At 58.6% G+C, this 15468-nt stretch carries 5 protein-coding genes and 1 pseudogene; 4 read left to right on the top strand and 2 right to left on the bottom strand.

Translation table 11 applies throughout. The features are described 5' to 3' along the window. On the top strand, nt 1-6675 hold a 6675-nt coding region (locus tag J5M72_RS22665; RefSeq protein WP_243433448.1), incomplete at its 5' end, for a VCBS domain-containing protein. Between the two features lie 68 nt (nt 6676-6743). Here the strand turns inward: J5M72_RS22665 and J5M72_RS22660 are convergent. After that, nucleotides 6744-7115: a DUF6124 family protein gene (locus J5M72_RS22660; RefSeq protein WP_207867154.1), complete on the bottom strand. Its 372-nt coding sequence runs from the start codon at nt 7113-7115 to the stop codon at nt 6744-6746. A gap of 511 nt (nt 7116-7626) precedes the next feature. On the opposite strand from J5M72_RS22660, the gene J5M72_RS22655 reads away from it, so the two are divergent. From J5M72_RS22655 to J5M72_RS22645, 3 genes are all read left to right on the top strand, one after another. Continuing rightward, nucleotides 7627-9549, top strand: coding sequence for a hypothetical protein (locus J5M72_RS22655; protein ID WP_207867153.1), 1923 nt, complete (start codon nt 7627-7629; stop codon nt 9547-9549). A gap of 167 nt (nt 9550-9716) precedes the next feature. Then, entirely contained in the window at nt 9717-11648 is a 1932-nt protein-coding gene (locus J5M72_RS22650) for a hypothetical protein (protein ID WP_243433447.1), read from the top strand. 240 nt (nt 11649-11888) lie between these two features. Continuing rightward, nucleotides 11889-14126 carry an autotransporter outer membrane beta-barrel domain-containing protein gene (locus tag J5M72_RS22645; protein ID WP_243433446.1) on the top strand — a complete coding sequence of 746 codons (2238 nt, stop codon included), beginning with the start codon at nt 11889-11891 and terminating at the stop codon, nt 14124-14126. Between the two features lie 68 nt (nt 14127-14194). On the opposite strand, the pseudogene J5M72_RS22640 reads toward J5M72_RS22645, so the two are convergent. Beyond that, nucleotides 14195-15468 (bottom strand): annotated as a pseudogene (locus J5M72_RS22640) (hypothetical protein); the annotation flags it as partial.

Raw genomic sequence — 15468 nt, 5'->3', positions numbered from 1 at the left:
GGCAACGGCACCGAGACCTTCACCTACACCATCAGCGATGCCGACGGCGACACCAGCACCGCTAACCTGGTCCTGCAGATTCACAACAACGACGACCCGGTGATCATCAACGGCCTCGATGTGAACGGTGGCGAACTCACCGTCTACGAAAAAAATCTCGGCGACGGCAGCAGCCCCGATGCTCCAGCCCTGACCCAAAGCGGCACGTTCACCATCACTGCGCTGGACGGTGTCACTACCCTGACCATCGGTGGTATCGCCGTGGTCACCAACGGTGTCGCCGCAGGCTTCCCGCAATCGGTCACGACTCCGCTGGGCAGTACGCTGACCATCACCGGGTTCAATGCCACGACCGGCGTCGTCAGTTACAGCTACACCCTGGTCGACAACGAAGCTCACCCGACTGCTAACGGCGCCAACGTACTGAACGAGCAGTTCGCTGTCACCGTGGTGGATGACAACGGCACCACCGCCAACGCTTCGCTGGACGTGAACATCGTCGACGACCTGCCCAAAGGCGTGGATGACAGCAACGCCGGCACCGCCTCGGAAACCAATCTGACCTTGACCGGCAACGTCCTGACCAACGACGTGCAGGGCGCTGACCGTGTACCTGTCGGAGAAAATGCCGGCCCGATTACCGCCGGCACTTTCACCGGGACTTATGGCACCTTGGTGCTGAATGCCAACGGCACCTACACCTACACGCTGAACACCAGTGATGCGGACTTCAAAAACCTGCACGGTGGTGGCAACGGCACGGAAACTTTCACCTACACCATCAGCGATGCCGACGGAGACACCAGCACTGCGAACCTGGTCCTGCAGATCCACAACAATGACGATCCAGTGACCATCAACGGCCTCGACGTTAACGGTGGCGAACTCACCGTTTACGAAAAAAACCTCGGCGACGGCAGCAGCCCCGATGCGCCAGCCCTGACCCAAAGCGGCACCTTCACCATCACTGCGTTGGACGGTGTCACTACCCTGACCATCGGTGGTATCGCCGTCGTCACCAACGGTGTCGCGGCAGGCTTCCCGCAATCGGTGACTACGCCACTGGGCAGCACGCTGACCATCACCGGCTTCAACGCGGCAACCGGCGTCGTCAGCTACAGCTACACCCTGGTCGACAACGAGGCGCATCCGAACGCCAACGGCGCCAACGTGCTGAATGAGCAGTTCGCCGTGACCGTGGTCGATGACAACGGCACCACCGCCAACGCTTCGCTGGACGTGAACATCGTCGACGACTTGCCAAAAGGCGTGGACGACAGCAACGCCGGCACCGCGTCGGAAACCAACCTCACGCTGACTGGCAACGTCCTGACCAACGACGTGCAGGGCGCTGACCGTGTACCGACTGGCCCGATCACTGCCGGCACTTTCACCGGGACTTACGGCACCTTGGTGCTGAACGCCAACGGGACTTACACGTACACGCTGAATACCAGCGATGCCGATTTCAAAGCCCTGCACGGCGGTGGCAACGGCACCGAGACCTTCACCTACACCATCACCGATGCCGATGGCGACACCAGCAGCGCTAACCTCGTTCTGCAGATCCACAACAATGACGATCCAGTGATCATCAACGGCCTGGACGTAAACGGTGGCGAACTCACCGTCTACGAGAAAAACCTCAGCGACGGCACCAGCCCCAACACCCCGTCACTGACCCAGAGCGGCACCTTCACTGTGACTGCCCTCGACGGTCTGCAAACCCTCACCGTGGGCGGCATTGCCGTGATCACCAACGGTGTCGCGGCCGGCTTCCCGCAATCGGCGGTCACGCCGCTGGGCAGCACGTTGACCATCACCGGATACGACCCGGCCACGGGTGTGGTCAGCTACAGCTACACCCTGGTGGATAACGAAACCCATCCGACCGCCAACGGCGCCAACAGCATCACCGAGAACTTCAACGTGGTGGCGACCGATACCGATGGCAGCACCGCCACCGGGCAGATCAACGTCAACATCATCGACGACCTGCCGACCGCCAAGCCCGATGCCACGTCGGTGCAGGAGGGCGGCACCGTCAGCGGCAACGTGCTGGACAACGACATCGGCGGCGCCGACGGCCCGGCAGCGGGTGGCGCGGTAGTGGGCGTGCGCGCCGGTTCCGACACCTCGACCTCGGCCATCGGCGGCCTCAACAGCAACATCAACGGCACCTACGGCTACCTGACCCTCGACGCCAACGGCAACGCGGTCTATCACAGCAACCCGAATGCCGTGAGCGGCCCCGGCGCGGTGGACGTGTTCGTGTACACCGTGCGCGATTCCGACGGCGATGAAAGCACCACCACCATCACCATCGACGTTTCCAACAGCCAACTGTTCGCGGTCAGCGACACCGACGTCACCGTGTACGAAAAAGCCCTCGACCTGAACAAGGACGGCCAGGATCTGGCCGCCGGTACAGTCACCGGCAGCGATCCGACCAGCACCGGGGAAACCGCGTCCGGCACGCTGGTTGGCTCGGTCACCGGCGCGGTCGGTGCAATCAGCTACGCGCTGGTCGGCAGCGCCACCGGCAACTACGGGCAGATCGTGCTCAACCCCAACGGCACGTACACCTACACCCTGACCTCACCGGCCAGCACCACCCCGCACGCCGATGACGGCGCCAACACCCTGACCGAAACCTTCACCTACCAGGCCACCGATTCACTGGGCAACGTCGTCACCAGCACTATCGTGGTCAACATCGTCGATGACGTGCCGAAGGCGATCAACGACAGCAACGCCAGCACCGCGTCGGAAACCCAGTTGACCCTCAACGGCAACGTGCTGACCAACGACGTGCAAGGCGCCGACGTGGTGGCGACCGGTCCGAATGCCGGCCCGATCACTCCCGGCACCTTCACCGGCACTTACGGCACTCTGGTGCTGAACGCCAACGGCACGTACACCTACACGCTGAACACCAACGATGCAGACTTCAAAAACCTGCACGGCGGTGGCAACGGTACCGAGACCTTCACCTACACCCTGACCGATGCCGACGGCGACACCAGCACCGCCAACCTGGTACTGAACATCCACAACAACGACGATCCGGTGGTCCTCAACGGCCTCGACGTGAATGGCGGCGAACTCACCGTCTACGAGAAAAACCTCAGCGACGGCACCAGCCCCGACACCCCGGCACTGACCCAGAGCGGCACCTTCACCGTCACCGCCCTCGACGGTCTGCAAACCCTGACCGTGGGCGGCATTGCCGTGATGACCAACGGCGTAGCCGCCGGCTTCCCGCAATCGACCATCACCCCGCTGGGCAGCACGCTGACCATCACCGGTTACAACCCGACCACCGGCGTGGTCAGTTACAGCTACACCCTGGTGGATAACGAAACCCACCCGAACGCCAACGGCGCCAACAGCATCACCGAGAACTTCAACGTGGTGGCGACGGACACCGACGGCAGCACTGCGACCGGGCAGATCAACGTCAACATCATTGACGACCTGCCAACCGCCAAGGCCGACACCGGTTCGGTGGCGGAGGGCGGCACGGTCAACATCAGCGTGCTGGGCAATGACATCAGCGGCGCGGATGGCGCGGCGATCGTGGTCGGCGTGCGCGCCGGCGGCAACACCGCGACCTCGGCCATCGGCGGCCTCAACAGCAACATCAATGGCACCTACGGTTACCTGACCCTGGATGCGGCGGGCAACGCGGTCTATCACAGCAACCCGAACTCGGTGAGCCCGCCGGGCGCTACCGACACCTTTACCTACACCATCCGCGACAGTGACGGCGATGAAAGCACCACCACCATCACCGTCAACGTCGCCGACAGCAAACTCGTGGCCTCGACCGATCAGGACATGACCGTCTACGAGAAAGCCCTCGACCTGACCCAGGACGGGCAAGACCTGGCCCCCGGCACGGTCATCGGCAGCGATCCGACCAATACCGGCGAAACCGCCACCGGCACGCTGGTCGGTGCGGTCACCGGCGGCAGCGGTTCGATCACCTACACCCTGGTCGGCAGCGCCACCGGCACTTACGGGCAGATCCTGCTCAATCCCGACGGCACGTACACCTACACCCTGACTTCGGCACCGAAAACCACGCCGAACGCCAACGACGGGCCGAACACTCTGAGCGAAAGTTTCACCTACAAGGCCACCGATGCGCTGGGCAACAGCACCACCAGCACCATCGTGGTCAACATCGTCGACGACGTGCCCAAGGCTGTGGCGTCGGATCGCTCGGTGGCGGCGGTGGAGATCGACTCCAACATCCTCATCGTGCTCGACATCTCCGGCAGTATGGCCGACGCCTCCGGCGTGCCGGGCCTGTCGCGGCTGGACCTGGCCAAGCAGGCAATCAGCGCCTTGCTCGACAAGTACGACGATCTGGGCGATGTGAAAGTGCAGCTCGTCACCTTCAGCAGCAACGCCACCGACCGCACTTCGGTATGGGTCGATGTGGCGACCGCCAAGACCCTGCTCGCCGGCCTCAGCGCCGGTGGTGGCACCAACTACGACGCGGCCGTGGCGACCATGCAGACTGCGTTCAACACCTCGGGCAAACTCACCGGGGCGCAGAACGTCGGCTACTTCTTCTCCGACGGCAAACCCACCACCGGCCAGGAAATCGGCACCGCCGACGAGACCGCGCTCAAGGCTTTCCTTGATGCCAACAACATCAAGAACTACGCAATCGGCCTCGGCAGTGGTGTGAGCAACGCCAACCTCGATCCGATCGCCTACGACGGTATCAGCCACACCAACACCAACGCGGTGGTGGTCACTGACCTCAATCAACTGAACTCGGTGCTCTCCGGCACCGTGGAGGGCGCGCCGGTCACTGGCTCGTTGCTGGGGGACAGTGGTTCATTCGGCGCCGATGGCGGTTTCATCAAATCCATCGTGGTCGACGGCACCACCTACACCTATGACCCGAAAGCCAATAGCGGCCAGGGTTCGCTGACTGCCAGCGGTGGCACCAACCACGGCACCTTCAACACGGTGAACAACACCCTGAGCATTGCCACCAACAACAGCGGTACGCTGGTGATCAACCTCGACACCGGCGACTACAGCTACACCTCGCAGAAAACCACGACGACGGTGATCACCGAGAACATCGGCTTCACCCTCAGCGACAACGACGGCGACCTCGCCAGCTCCACGCTGACGGTGAAAGTGATCCCGAATTTGCCGCCCGTGGCGGTGGACGACCACATCATCACCAACGTGCTGTCGAGCAATGTCGTGGTGCCGGGCGAGCTGTTGCTGGCCAACGACACGGATCCGGATGGCGATACCCTCAACGCCTCGCCAACCACCTTCAACACCGGCTGGGTCGCCAAGGGCGCGGACTTCACCGGCACTGGCGCGATCAGTTTCACCGGCACCAGCAACACCGCCGCCAACCAGAACCTGGCTGATGTGCGCAACGCCTTCGCGGCCAACACAGCGGCCATGACGGCAGTGCTGGTGGTCAGCGGCTACCTCGGCGCGGTGACCAACGCCAATGCCAACGATGAAGACCTCATCACCGTCAAACTGAAACAGGGCGAGACCCTCAACCTCGACCACAACCTGGCGGCCGGGCACATCACCATGGAGTATTCGGTGAACGGCGGGGCGTTCGTCAGCATCGCCGACGGCGGCACCATCACCGCCGGTGCCGATGGCACGTATCAGATCCACATAACCAACATCACCAACACCAGCGGCAGCAACACCAATGCTGCGGAAAACTATCAACTGACCATGACGGTCAACTACGCCGGGGCTCACGACGTCACCCCGGATTTCCACGGCTCCTACACCGCCAATGACAACCACGGCGGCAGCGACACCGCCAACGTGACCATCAGCTATCAGGACGGCCACACCCTCACCGGGACGTCCGGCGATGACGTGCTGGTGGCGGGCAGCGGCGACAACATCCTCAACGGCGGGGACGGCAACGACGTACTCACCGCAGGCTCCGGCAACAACGAGCTGCACGGCGGCGCCGGCAACGACTTGCTCTACAGTGGCCCGGGCAACGACCTCCTCGATGGCGGCACCGGTATCGACACGGTCAGCTATGCCCACGCGACGGCCGGTGTGACAGTCAACCTGAGCCTGCTCGGTGCGCAGAACACCCTCGGTGCAGGCATCGACACCATCAGCAATGTCGAAAACCTCGTCGGCTCGAACTTCAACGACACCCTCACCGGTGACAACAATAACAACGTGATCAACGGCGGCCTGGGCAACGACATCCTCAATGGCGGCGGGGGCGATGACCTGCTGATCGGCGGGATGGGTAACAACACCCTGACCGGCGGGCCGGGCGCCGACACCTTCCAGTGGCTCAAGGGCAACAGTGGCCACGACACCGTCACCGACTTCACCCCGGGCACCGACAAGCTCGACCTGTCGCAATTGCTGCAAGGTGAAAACGGCACCGCGGCGTCACTGGATGACTACCTGCACTTCACCGTCACCGGCAGCGGCGCCTCGGTCATGACCAGCATCGACGTCAGCGCCATGGCGGGTGCCACGCCGAACCAGACCATCGACCTGGCCGGCGTCAACCTCGCCAGTCACTATGGCGTGACACCGGGGGCGGGGGGCTTGATTGCCAGCGGGCACGACACGGCGACGATCATCAACGGCATGCTGAATGATCATTCGTTGAAGGTGGACACGGTGTGAGCTAATCGCTGAAACGACAAAATCCGCCGTCCCGAGTGATCGGGGCGGCGGGTTTTTCTTTGCTCAGGCTACAGCGGCGCCTCAGCCTTCACTTCCAGATTGTCCAGCACCCGGTTCACCGCCAGTTCAGCCAGCATGATCAACTGCGCAATCCCCAACAGCACATGCCGCTGGGGCGTATCGATCATCCCGGCGAAATCACTGGCCATGGTTTTGGCCGAGGTCAGGGTTTCGCAGGCTTCGGCCAGCAGCTCTTCGCTCGGGATGTCGGGGGCGATGAGGTAGCGGGTGTTGGGTTTGAGCAGCGGTTTTCTGGGGAGGAGGGGATTGAGGTAGTGATCGAGGGCGCGTTCGGCGGCTTCGTGGAATTTCTTGGAGTCGAGGGTTTCGTAGGGCGAGGTTGTGTCGGTTTCGGGTGGGTTTGGCGTTGCTTTGATCATGGTGAAGCTCCTTGAGAAATGGAGCCGTCATCCATCGCTGCTAAACGAAGAGGGTGGCGGCTGAACGCGGGTTAGCAGACCAGGCTCAAGGATCCCGGCGCACCGAAGTGCCCCACGTCAGCCGCCATGACAAAACAATGGCGACACCAACGTGCCTTGAAGTTAACCGGGCTGCTAAACCCGATCGCTGCTTTTCAGCGACCGCCAAACAATAGAACCCGCTCCCAAGGCGCACAAGCCGGCGGATTCTGGCTGATGCGTAGGCATCGGCGCAAGGACGCGTAGCCTGAGTCAGTCACCGATCCCGTTTGTTAAACATTTCTGTTTATGCCGTTCTGCCGGATGGGTGGCGGTGTTCAATCTCCGACGAGCGGTAGCAAAACCTGTAATTTCTGACAGTAGCCAGCGAATGTGCAACGCCGTTAAATCACGTCAGAGCAACGAATCCTCAACCTGCAGATAACGTGCAGTTGTTCAGGGAGCGTGGCCATTTCGTGAGAGGGCGTCTGTAATGCCGATTACTCAAGACCAGATCGACCCTGTAGTTCCAGAGCTGGAAAAACCCAGGGTTCCCGCCATTCTCAAGGATGAGAACGGCGATGAAAGTCCCGATGGGCTGCTGCCGCGCAGTGCCTTGAGCGATGATTTGCAAGTGATTGTCCCCAACTGGATACCGCCCCCCGTCGCTGATCCCGTCTACATCCTTTCCATCGGTTGGGTGCTGGAGGGCGGACCGTTCACTCCGGTGTACAAAGAGACATTCGATACGCCGGGTGAGAAGGTCTTGAAAGTCCCGCGGGACAAGCTGGCGCATGGCATTTACGCCTTGTCCTACGAGTTGAATTACGGTGGGAACAAGCAATATTCCTTTGATACTCGAGTGACGGTCGATCGGCTGCCCCCGGATGATGGGCAAAGCCCAAGAGCCTTGGTCATGCTGAACGTTCCCGGCGACATCACCGACGACTATCTCACCCGTTTTGGCGAGGTCAGGTTTCAAGTCACGTTCTATCCGGATGCCAGGGCCCGGGACCGTGCGATCTATTTCCTGACCGACAACGACAACCCGCCGGACTCCGAGCAGGAAATTCGTGAGCAAGCATTCAGCCAGCAGGACATCGATCAGAGGCAACTGATCATCACGATTTATGAAGCGGACATTCGGGCCAAGGGACACGGCCAACGTTACTTTTATTACAGGTTGCGGGACTGGGCGGGCAACATCGGACCGAACTCTACTCTGTTGCCGGTGTTCGTCGATCTAAGATCCGGACCCGGTACCCTCAAGCCGCCTCGTGTGCCTTTGTCGGCCAGGGGATTGATCGACCGCGAGCATGCCCGCGAAGGGGCTACGAATCAGAAGGCTGTTACGGTCGAAATCGATAACTATGACAATCCGGATGCTTCCGACAAGCTTTTGATCCGGTGGAATGGTCATGATCTCGCACCGCTCGATGTCGATCCTGCGAAGCCGGTACAGACCGCCACCGTGCCCTGGCCAACACTGACGGCCGACGGGCTCGGTCCCATGGACGCGCGTGTCGACTACCGCGTCAGTCGGGGCGGGACGCCGACGCCGCCGTCACCGGAAACAACCGTGCCCTTCAACTTTACGGTCGCGGGTCAAGACCACCCCGACGCACCTGCGCTGTTGAATACCAGGCTGGCGAAGGTCGAGATTTACGGAGCCGTTTCAAAACAGCTGAACAAGCTGCTTCCCGATGACTACGAATTGCCCGCCGAAGGGCGCCTGGCACTGCATGACAACCCTGAGCCAGGGGAAAAAGTCTTACTGTACTGGGGAACCATCAGTGCACCCGTCGCGAAGTATGAGGTTCAGCCCGGTGATACGGCCGGGACAGTAATTCTCTTCAGTATCCCTTGGGAGTTTATCGACCAGGACAAGGAAAATCCGGCGCTGCCTGTGCGGTACTTCACCGATAACGGTGTGAACCGGCAGTTGGCCCCGACAACCCCGGTGAACGTGGCAATCATCATCATCAGGAATCTGCCCGAGCCGACCTTCCCCGATGGCGGGCGGGAAGGGGTACTCAATTGCTGCGCCAACCCACGGTTGTGGGTGCATGTGAAAGTTCATATCGAGGGTAATGACGCGTTCGACGAGGATGATGTTGTCGACCTGAGTTGGCAAGGGTGTCAGGGCCAAAACGGCACTTCTCCTATTTCGGGCGTCGCGCACTCTTTCGAAACGACGCTGACTCTTGATCAGGCACGCAATGGTTTTGACGTGTTGGTGACGGACTATCAAAAGCTGATTGCACCCATGGTCAATAACGGATCGGCGCTCTGTCGTTACTTTTTGAGAAAGAGCAATGGTGGACGGGGAGAGTCAAGGCCGGATTTCGTGGTTATCAATAGAACCATGCCCAGCGGGGAAATCTGTGGGCCGGATAATGATCTTTGTGATCAGTGATTTCGCCGAAGGGGCAAGTGTTTCAGGAAGTTGGTGCGTGTAATAACTGCTGATGCGCACAGTCGTGCCAATGCAGTGTTTTTTGATTTGCGGTTGGTTCCAGGTGTTCTGGCACGGGGCTGCAATACCCTTTGTCATTTAATCAAGTCATTGAAAGGATGAACAAGATGAACAAGATGAACAATGTCATTAAGTTGACCCCGGTACAAAGTCGTGAGCGTTATTTGAGTATTCTCCGAAATTCACCGAAAGCAGACTTTGAAGCGCCTGTGCTGGATGATGACAATCCTCTGCTGCCTGATGAGGTGGACGATGATCCGAATCAATTGCACAAAAAGTATCAGGGTTTTGCATTGAAAGTGACTGTCCTCAGGTTCGACGGGGCTGACGATGATCCTCCCGTTGATGGGTATATAAATCTGACTTGGGATGGCACTCGGCAAGGCCCCCGGTACACCTACACAACCCCTATTGCTGCTGGGGACATTCCAATGGTATTGCCAGCAGGGCTTACGAATGTCTCAGGCCCCCACATGTTGAGCTATGTACTCAATCATGGCGGGAACACTAAAGATATTCCGGATCTGCTCATCAATATCGACACTACGCTACCTGATGTCAGCGGTCTTGTTACTCTTCCTCCGGAAGTGGAGGCAAACGGCATTACCAAGCCTTATCTGGATGCCAACGGTTTTGTCCTGATTACCATGCCAAAGGTCGCCGATATAAAAATAGCGGACAAGTATGAATGTTATTTTGGCTCGACATTTCCGACCCCGGTATTCGTAGGGGAATTTATTGTTGTCGATCCTCTTGATGCCGTTACCTTTAAGCTGACCACCGAAATGGTCGGAACTGAAGAGGGTCAGAAAGCGATTTTTTACTATCGTACGGATCGAAAAGGTAACCGAAGTCCAAATTCGCCTTTCAAACGAGTGAACGTAACAGTGACGGACCCTCCAAAGGATTTGGACGGTCCAAGTATTCCGCTGCTTGATAACGACACGGCACCGAAGAAGATTGACCTCGCCGACGCTCGGATGCGCGCAGGAGTGGGGATCAAAGATGAGTACGAGAATTTTTTGGATGGTGATGAACTTGAGGTCACCGTCGATGGCGTTGTAGTGCCAGCACAAAAAATCGCTGGCTTCCCAACTTATGTACCGGTTCCTTATTCGTACTGGCATAACGGTGATCTCGGAGAAAAAACCATTAAGGTCAGCTATCAAATAAAACGTGGAGAGATTCGACATCCTGCCAGTAATCCCCCCGAAAACGACAATGTATTAGTCGATCTGAGCCGGCCAGGGGACGGCGAAGGTCCAGATGATCCAAATCCCAATTTTCGTCCAGTCGATGTTCAAGGGGCGGGCGGCAATCCGATCAACGTTTTGACGGTGCTGGACAAGGATAAGGATGTTGACGTAAAAGTGGTCGCTTACCGGGGTATCAAGGCTAAGGATATTGCCACTCTGATCTGGAACGGGGTTGAAGTACCAGACGCTGAAGGCGGTGCTCTTCCGTTGGATGGTACGGAGACTGAGCTAAATTGGACAATTAAGTGGTCAGTTGTAGACGCTGGTGGGAACGGCACGGAAGTTCCAGTGACTTATAAGGTCACCAATCCTGATGTGAACGATAACGAAGAGCGCTCAATGCCACGGGATGTAGATGTGTTCATCAGACCGGGGAGTGTGCCTCAGGCAACCTTCCAGCATCTCGATCCGGATTTTGATTATTTGAATTGCCCTTCGTTGCAAAGCCATCCAGTGCTTATAAAATGTATCGAAGTTTTTGTTCCGGGGGGAGAGCCGCAACTGGAAGGTCAGACGTTGACTTTTACTTATCAGGGCTACAGTGATTCCGCTGGTAATACTGTGATACCGAATAATAAGGATGAAGTTAAATATCAGCCGGATTCTTCGGATGTGCAAAATGGTTTTACCATACGCTTTCCGTATGAGCAGTTTCTTAATACTGGAAATGCATGGGGGGCGGTGAGTTATAACGCCGTGATTGATGGGCGGCCTACACCTTCAGTGCGTCACCTGGTCAGGGTGCTCATGAGGAATGGTGATACGACACCTTGCAGTATTTGAAAAAAACGGGAGGTTGTTGCCTCCCGTTTTTTTATAAAATTAGTGTCAGGGATTTTTCTTCCTTGCTTATCGGACTTTTCCTACATTTTTTTGTGAGGAATCCGATTAGCCTCCGCGCTCTATTTTTTCACGCAAATGCATTTCGCAATTTCGCACAGGTATATCAGAGGTGGGTAAGTCATGAGAATATTTGGCGGGCGGCTTGAACGTCTTTCTGTAAAAAACGCGTTGAGTATTCTGATGGTCATGCCAGCCATTTCCATTTCCAGCGGCGGCATACTGGCAGCCACCATTGTCGATAACACGACGCTGGATATCGATTCGACGACAACGCCGATCGATTATCTGGTGCGCAACAACGGTGTGTTGAACGTCAATGGTGCCATCACCCAGTCAATTACCATTCAATCCGGATCGACACTGACCATCAATGGCGCCACGGTCGTCAGCAATCCTGGCGTCGAAGGCATTCTGGTCACCAGCAGCCGGGGCACCATCAACCAGGCCAATGTGACCAGCGACGACATCGGTCTGGCCGTCAACCGATCTTCGATTGCCGCTGGCGGCTCCACTGTGGATGTTTCCAACAGTCAGATCCGTGGTGATGTTTTCGGTGCGCAAGTCACGGGGCTCAGCACTTTGTCGCTGGCCAATACGCAAGTGACCGGTACTGGCAGCAATGGCATTGGTGCGAATCTTCTTGGCGGCGCGCTGAACGCCTCCGCCCAGACTGTCATCACCGGTCAGGCGACAGGCGTGCGCATGGTCAACGACACGGAGAATGTCGGCGCCCGTTCGCTCTCGCTGGATAACGCCACTGTACGAGGGGTCAATGGCTCGGCAGTTCTGGTTGATCGCGGTACCAATGCCACTGTCAATCTGTCTAACGGCGCCAGCCTGCTCGCCGGGAACAACAACTTGCTCGATGTCCAGGGCGCGTCCACCGCTGCCATGACCGTCGCCAACAGCACTCTGCAAGGCAACATCAACATCGCCGGCAACAGCACCGGCAACCTGACGTTCGATCAAGGCCGCATGACCGGTGATGTGCTGGTCGAAAACGGTTCGACCGCCAACGTCACCCTGCAGAACAGCTCGCAATTCACCGGCCGTCTCGACAAGGTCAATGGCGTGTCCGTCAACAGCGGTTCGATCTGGACCCTGACTGGCAACGACACCGTAGGAACGCTCGCCATGAATGGCGGGACGGTTCGTTTTGGTGCGCAGGATGTGCCGAATACCTTCTACCAGTTGAATGTCGGTACGCTCGCCGGCTCGCCGGATGGTTCCAGTACTTTCGCCATGAAGGGCAACTTCGCTACGGGGCAGCATGACGTCCTCAACGTTACCGGTGTGGCAACCGGACAGTTCGGTTTGCTGGTGGCGGCGTCGGGCCTTGATGCGGTGAATCCGCAGCAACTGACCCTGGTGCACACGGCCGCGGGCGATGCGCACTTTGCACTGACGGGCGGGCGAGTGGATCTCGGTACCTGGTCCTATGACCTGGCCCAGCGACCGGGAGGAACGGGCGGCACTGAGTGGTTTCTCGATCCGACCACCCAGGTGATCAGCCCCGGCGCCAGTGCGGTACTGGCCTTGTTCAATTCTCCGATGACCCTGTTGTACGGCGAAGCCAGCTCATTGCGTAGCCGCATGGGCGAGTTGCGATTCAATGGTGGCCAGTCGGGCGCCTGGGCACGCACCTATGGCAATCAGTACAACGTCGCCGAAGGTTCCGGTGTGGCGTACCAGCAGAACCAGCAAGGGATTTCCCTCGGTGCCGATGCCCGGGTGAATGACAGCAATGTGCTGGTGGGCTTGATGGGTGGTTACAGTCAATCAAAACTGAGTCTCGAACACGGCACCTCAGGCACGGTCGACAGTTACTACTTCGGGCCCTACGTGACGTGGATGGACCGCGACACCGGCTACTACGTTGACGGTGTGTTGAAATTCAACCGTTTCCGCAACGAAGCCAAGGTCGGTTTGAGCGACAGCACACGTGCCAAGGGCGATTACGTTAATTGGGGCGTCAGCGCATCGGTGGAAGGCGGTCGTCATATCCAGTTGAGCAACGATTACTTCATTGAGCCGTTCGTTCAGTTTTCGGCAGCGCAGATCCAGGGCAAACGCTTCAGCCTGGACAACGACATGGAGGCCGATGGCGATCGTACCCGCTCATTCCTGGGCAAGGCTGGCGCCACGTTCGGGCGCAATTTTGATATCGGCAACGGTGCTGTTGCGCAACCTTATGTGCGTGCGGCCATTGCCCATGAGTTCGCCAATGACAACAAGGTCGAGATCAACGAAAACAACGTGTTCAACAACGATCTATCGGGCTCGCGGGCGGAGTTCGGTGCCGGTTTGGCGGTGGCCATGTCGGAGAAGTGGCAGGTGCATGTCGATCTGGATTATGCCAATGGCAAGCATATCGAACAGCCTTGGGGGGGGAATGTGGGGTTGAGGTATAGCTGGTAAGCCACGATCCCGAATATCAGGAAACCGCTACTCTTTTCAGGGAGTAGCGGTTTTTTTGTATCCGGCTTTTATGCGCGTCGTATGCCGAAGCCATCGGCAGTACCACCTCCGATGCCGATATCGAGTCGTGTATCAGTCTGACCGGTAGCCGGGAAGATCACCATCCGTTTGCCGATGCCGCCTGAGTCGGACGCCCAGCACCAGCGCTCAATGGTGCGTCGACCGCTGTAGTTACTGATAAAGGCTCGCCATTCGGCCAGAGTAGGAATTCTTCCTCCCATACTGGCCGCCGTGTTTGCACATACGGAGTAGGTATTGAAGTGGCCTGTGCCAAACAGTCTTTCCACGTTTGAAGTGGTGACGGTGTAACTGGCGGTTTGATTCGCATTGTCCGTAACGGTGATGGTTGCTGAACCGTTGCCCTTGGAAATGACGCGGCCGCTGCTGACGTTGACTTCTGCGACGTTGGGGTTACTGGAGGCATATCTGTAGGGAAGCACGCCTCCACTGGCCGATCGGTCACCAAAGGCGCCGGCAGGAGGGTTGGTAGGGGTGTCGTTATCCCTGAAGTGCCAGGCATTCAGACTCATAGTGGCTGGGTTGATGGTCAGTGGCGGGATTGGTGAATTGACCGTGAAACTCCGTGCATTTGACGGTTGTCCGGTCGTCACCGCCCGTGCAGTGATGGTATGTCCGCCGAGTCCTACTGCCAGCGTAGTGGTCCATATGCCGGTGTTAAGAGCAGTCGCAATGTGTTTTGGCGTGCTTCCATCGTAGATCTGGACATCATGCAGAGGCGTTACCCGGCCTTGCAACGTGACTGAAGTGTCTGTGGTCGCTCCATTGTTCGGCAGTTCACCACGGGAGTCTCTTACTGAATCGAGTGACGGGGCGGTGTGAACTGCGACGGTCAGTCTCCGTGCCCCTGAAGTCTGGCCCGCGCCGTACAGTGCTTTGGCGGTGAAGCTGTGCGCTGCCACGCTCAACCCCGTAAGGTCTTTGGTCCAGATGCCGGTGGATGGGTCCGCTGTGGCGTTACCCTTGCTGACGGCCCCGTCGAGGATCTCCACCTGCTGTCCCTTGCTGGCGGTGCCCGTCAGTTTCACGGTTGTGTCGACGGTGGTGCCGCCATCTGGAATCACGGTGCCTTTGGAATCTTGGGCATTGGTGATGGTGGGTGCAACCGCCGCAGTCACGGTCAGTGTCCGTGCCCCTGAAGTCTGGCCCGCGCCGTACAGTGCTTTGGCGGTGAAGCTGTGCGCTGCCACGCTCAACCCCGTAAGGTCTTTGGTCCAGATGCCGGTGGATGGGTCCGCTGTGGCGTTCCCTTTGCTGACGGCCC

The sequence above is a fragment of the Pseudomonas sp. 58(2021) genome, assembly GCF_017491585.1.
GTDB lineage: Bacteria > Pseudomonadota > Gammaproteobacteria > Pseudomonadales > Pseudomonadaceae > Aquipseudomonas > Aquipseudomonas fluorescens_BT.
Note: the sequence above shows the minus strand (reverse complement) of the source record. Positions and strands in the feature narration are given on the sequence as shown.

What these genes read in the sequence shown, in the direction of transcription:
- J5M72_RS22660 (WP_207867154.1), bottom strand. Translation starts at nt 7,115, where the DNA reads ATGATCAAAGCAACGCCAAACCCACCCGAAACCGACACAACCTCGCCC.
- J5M72_RS22645 (WP_243433446.1), top strand. Translation starts at nt 11,889, where the DNA reads ATGGTCATGCCAGCCATTTCCATTTCCAGCGGCGGCATACTGGCAGCC.
- J5M72_RS22650 (WP_243433447.1), top strand. Translation starts at nt 9,717, where the DNA reads ATGAACAAGATGAACAATGTCATTAAGTTGACCCCGGTACAAAGTCGT.
- J5M72_RS22655 (WP_207867153.1), top strand. Translation starts at nt 7,627, where the DNA reads ATGCCGATTACTCAAGACCAGATCGACCCTGTAGTTCCAGAGCTGGAA.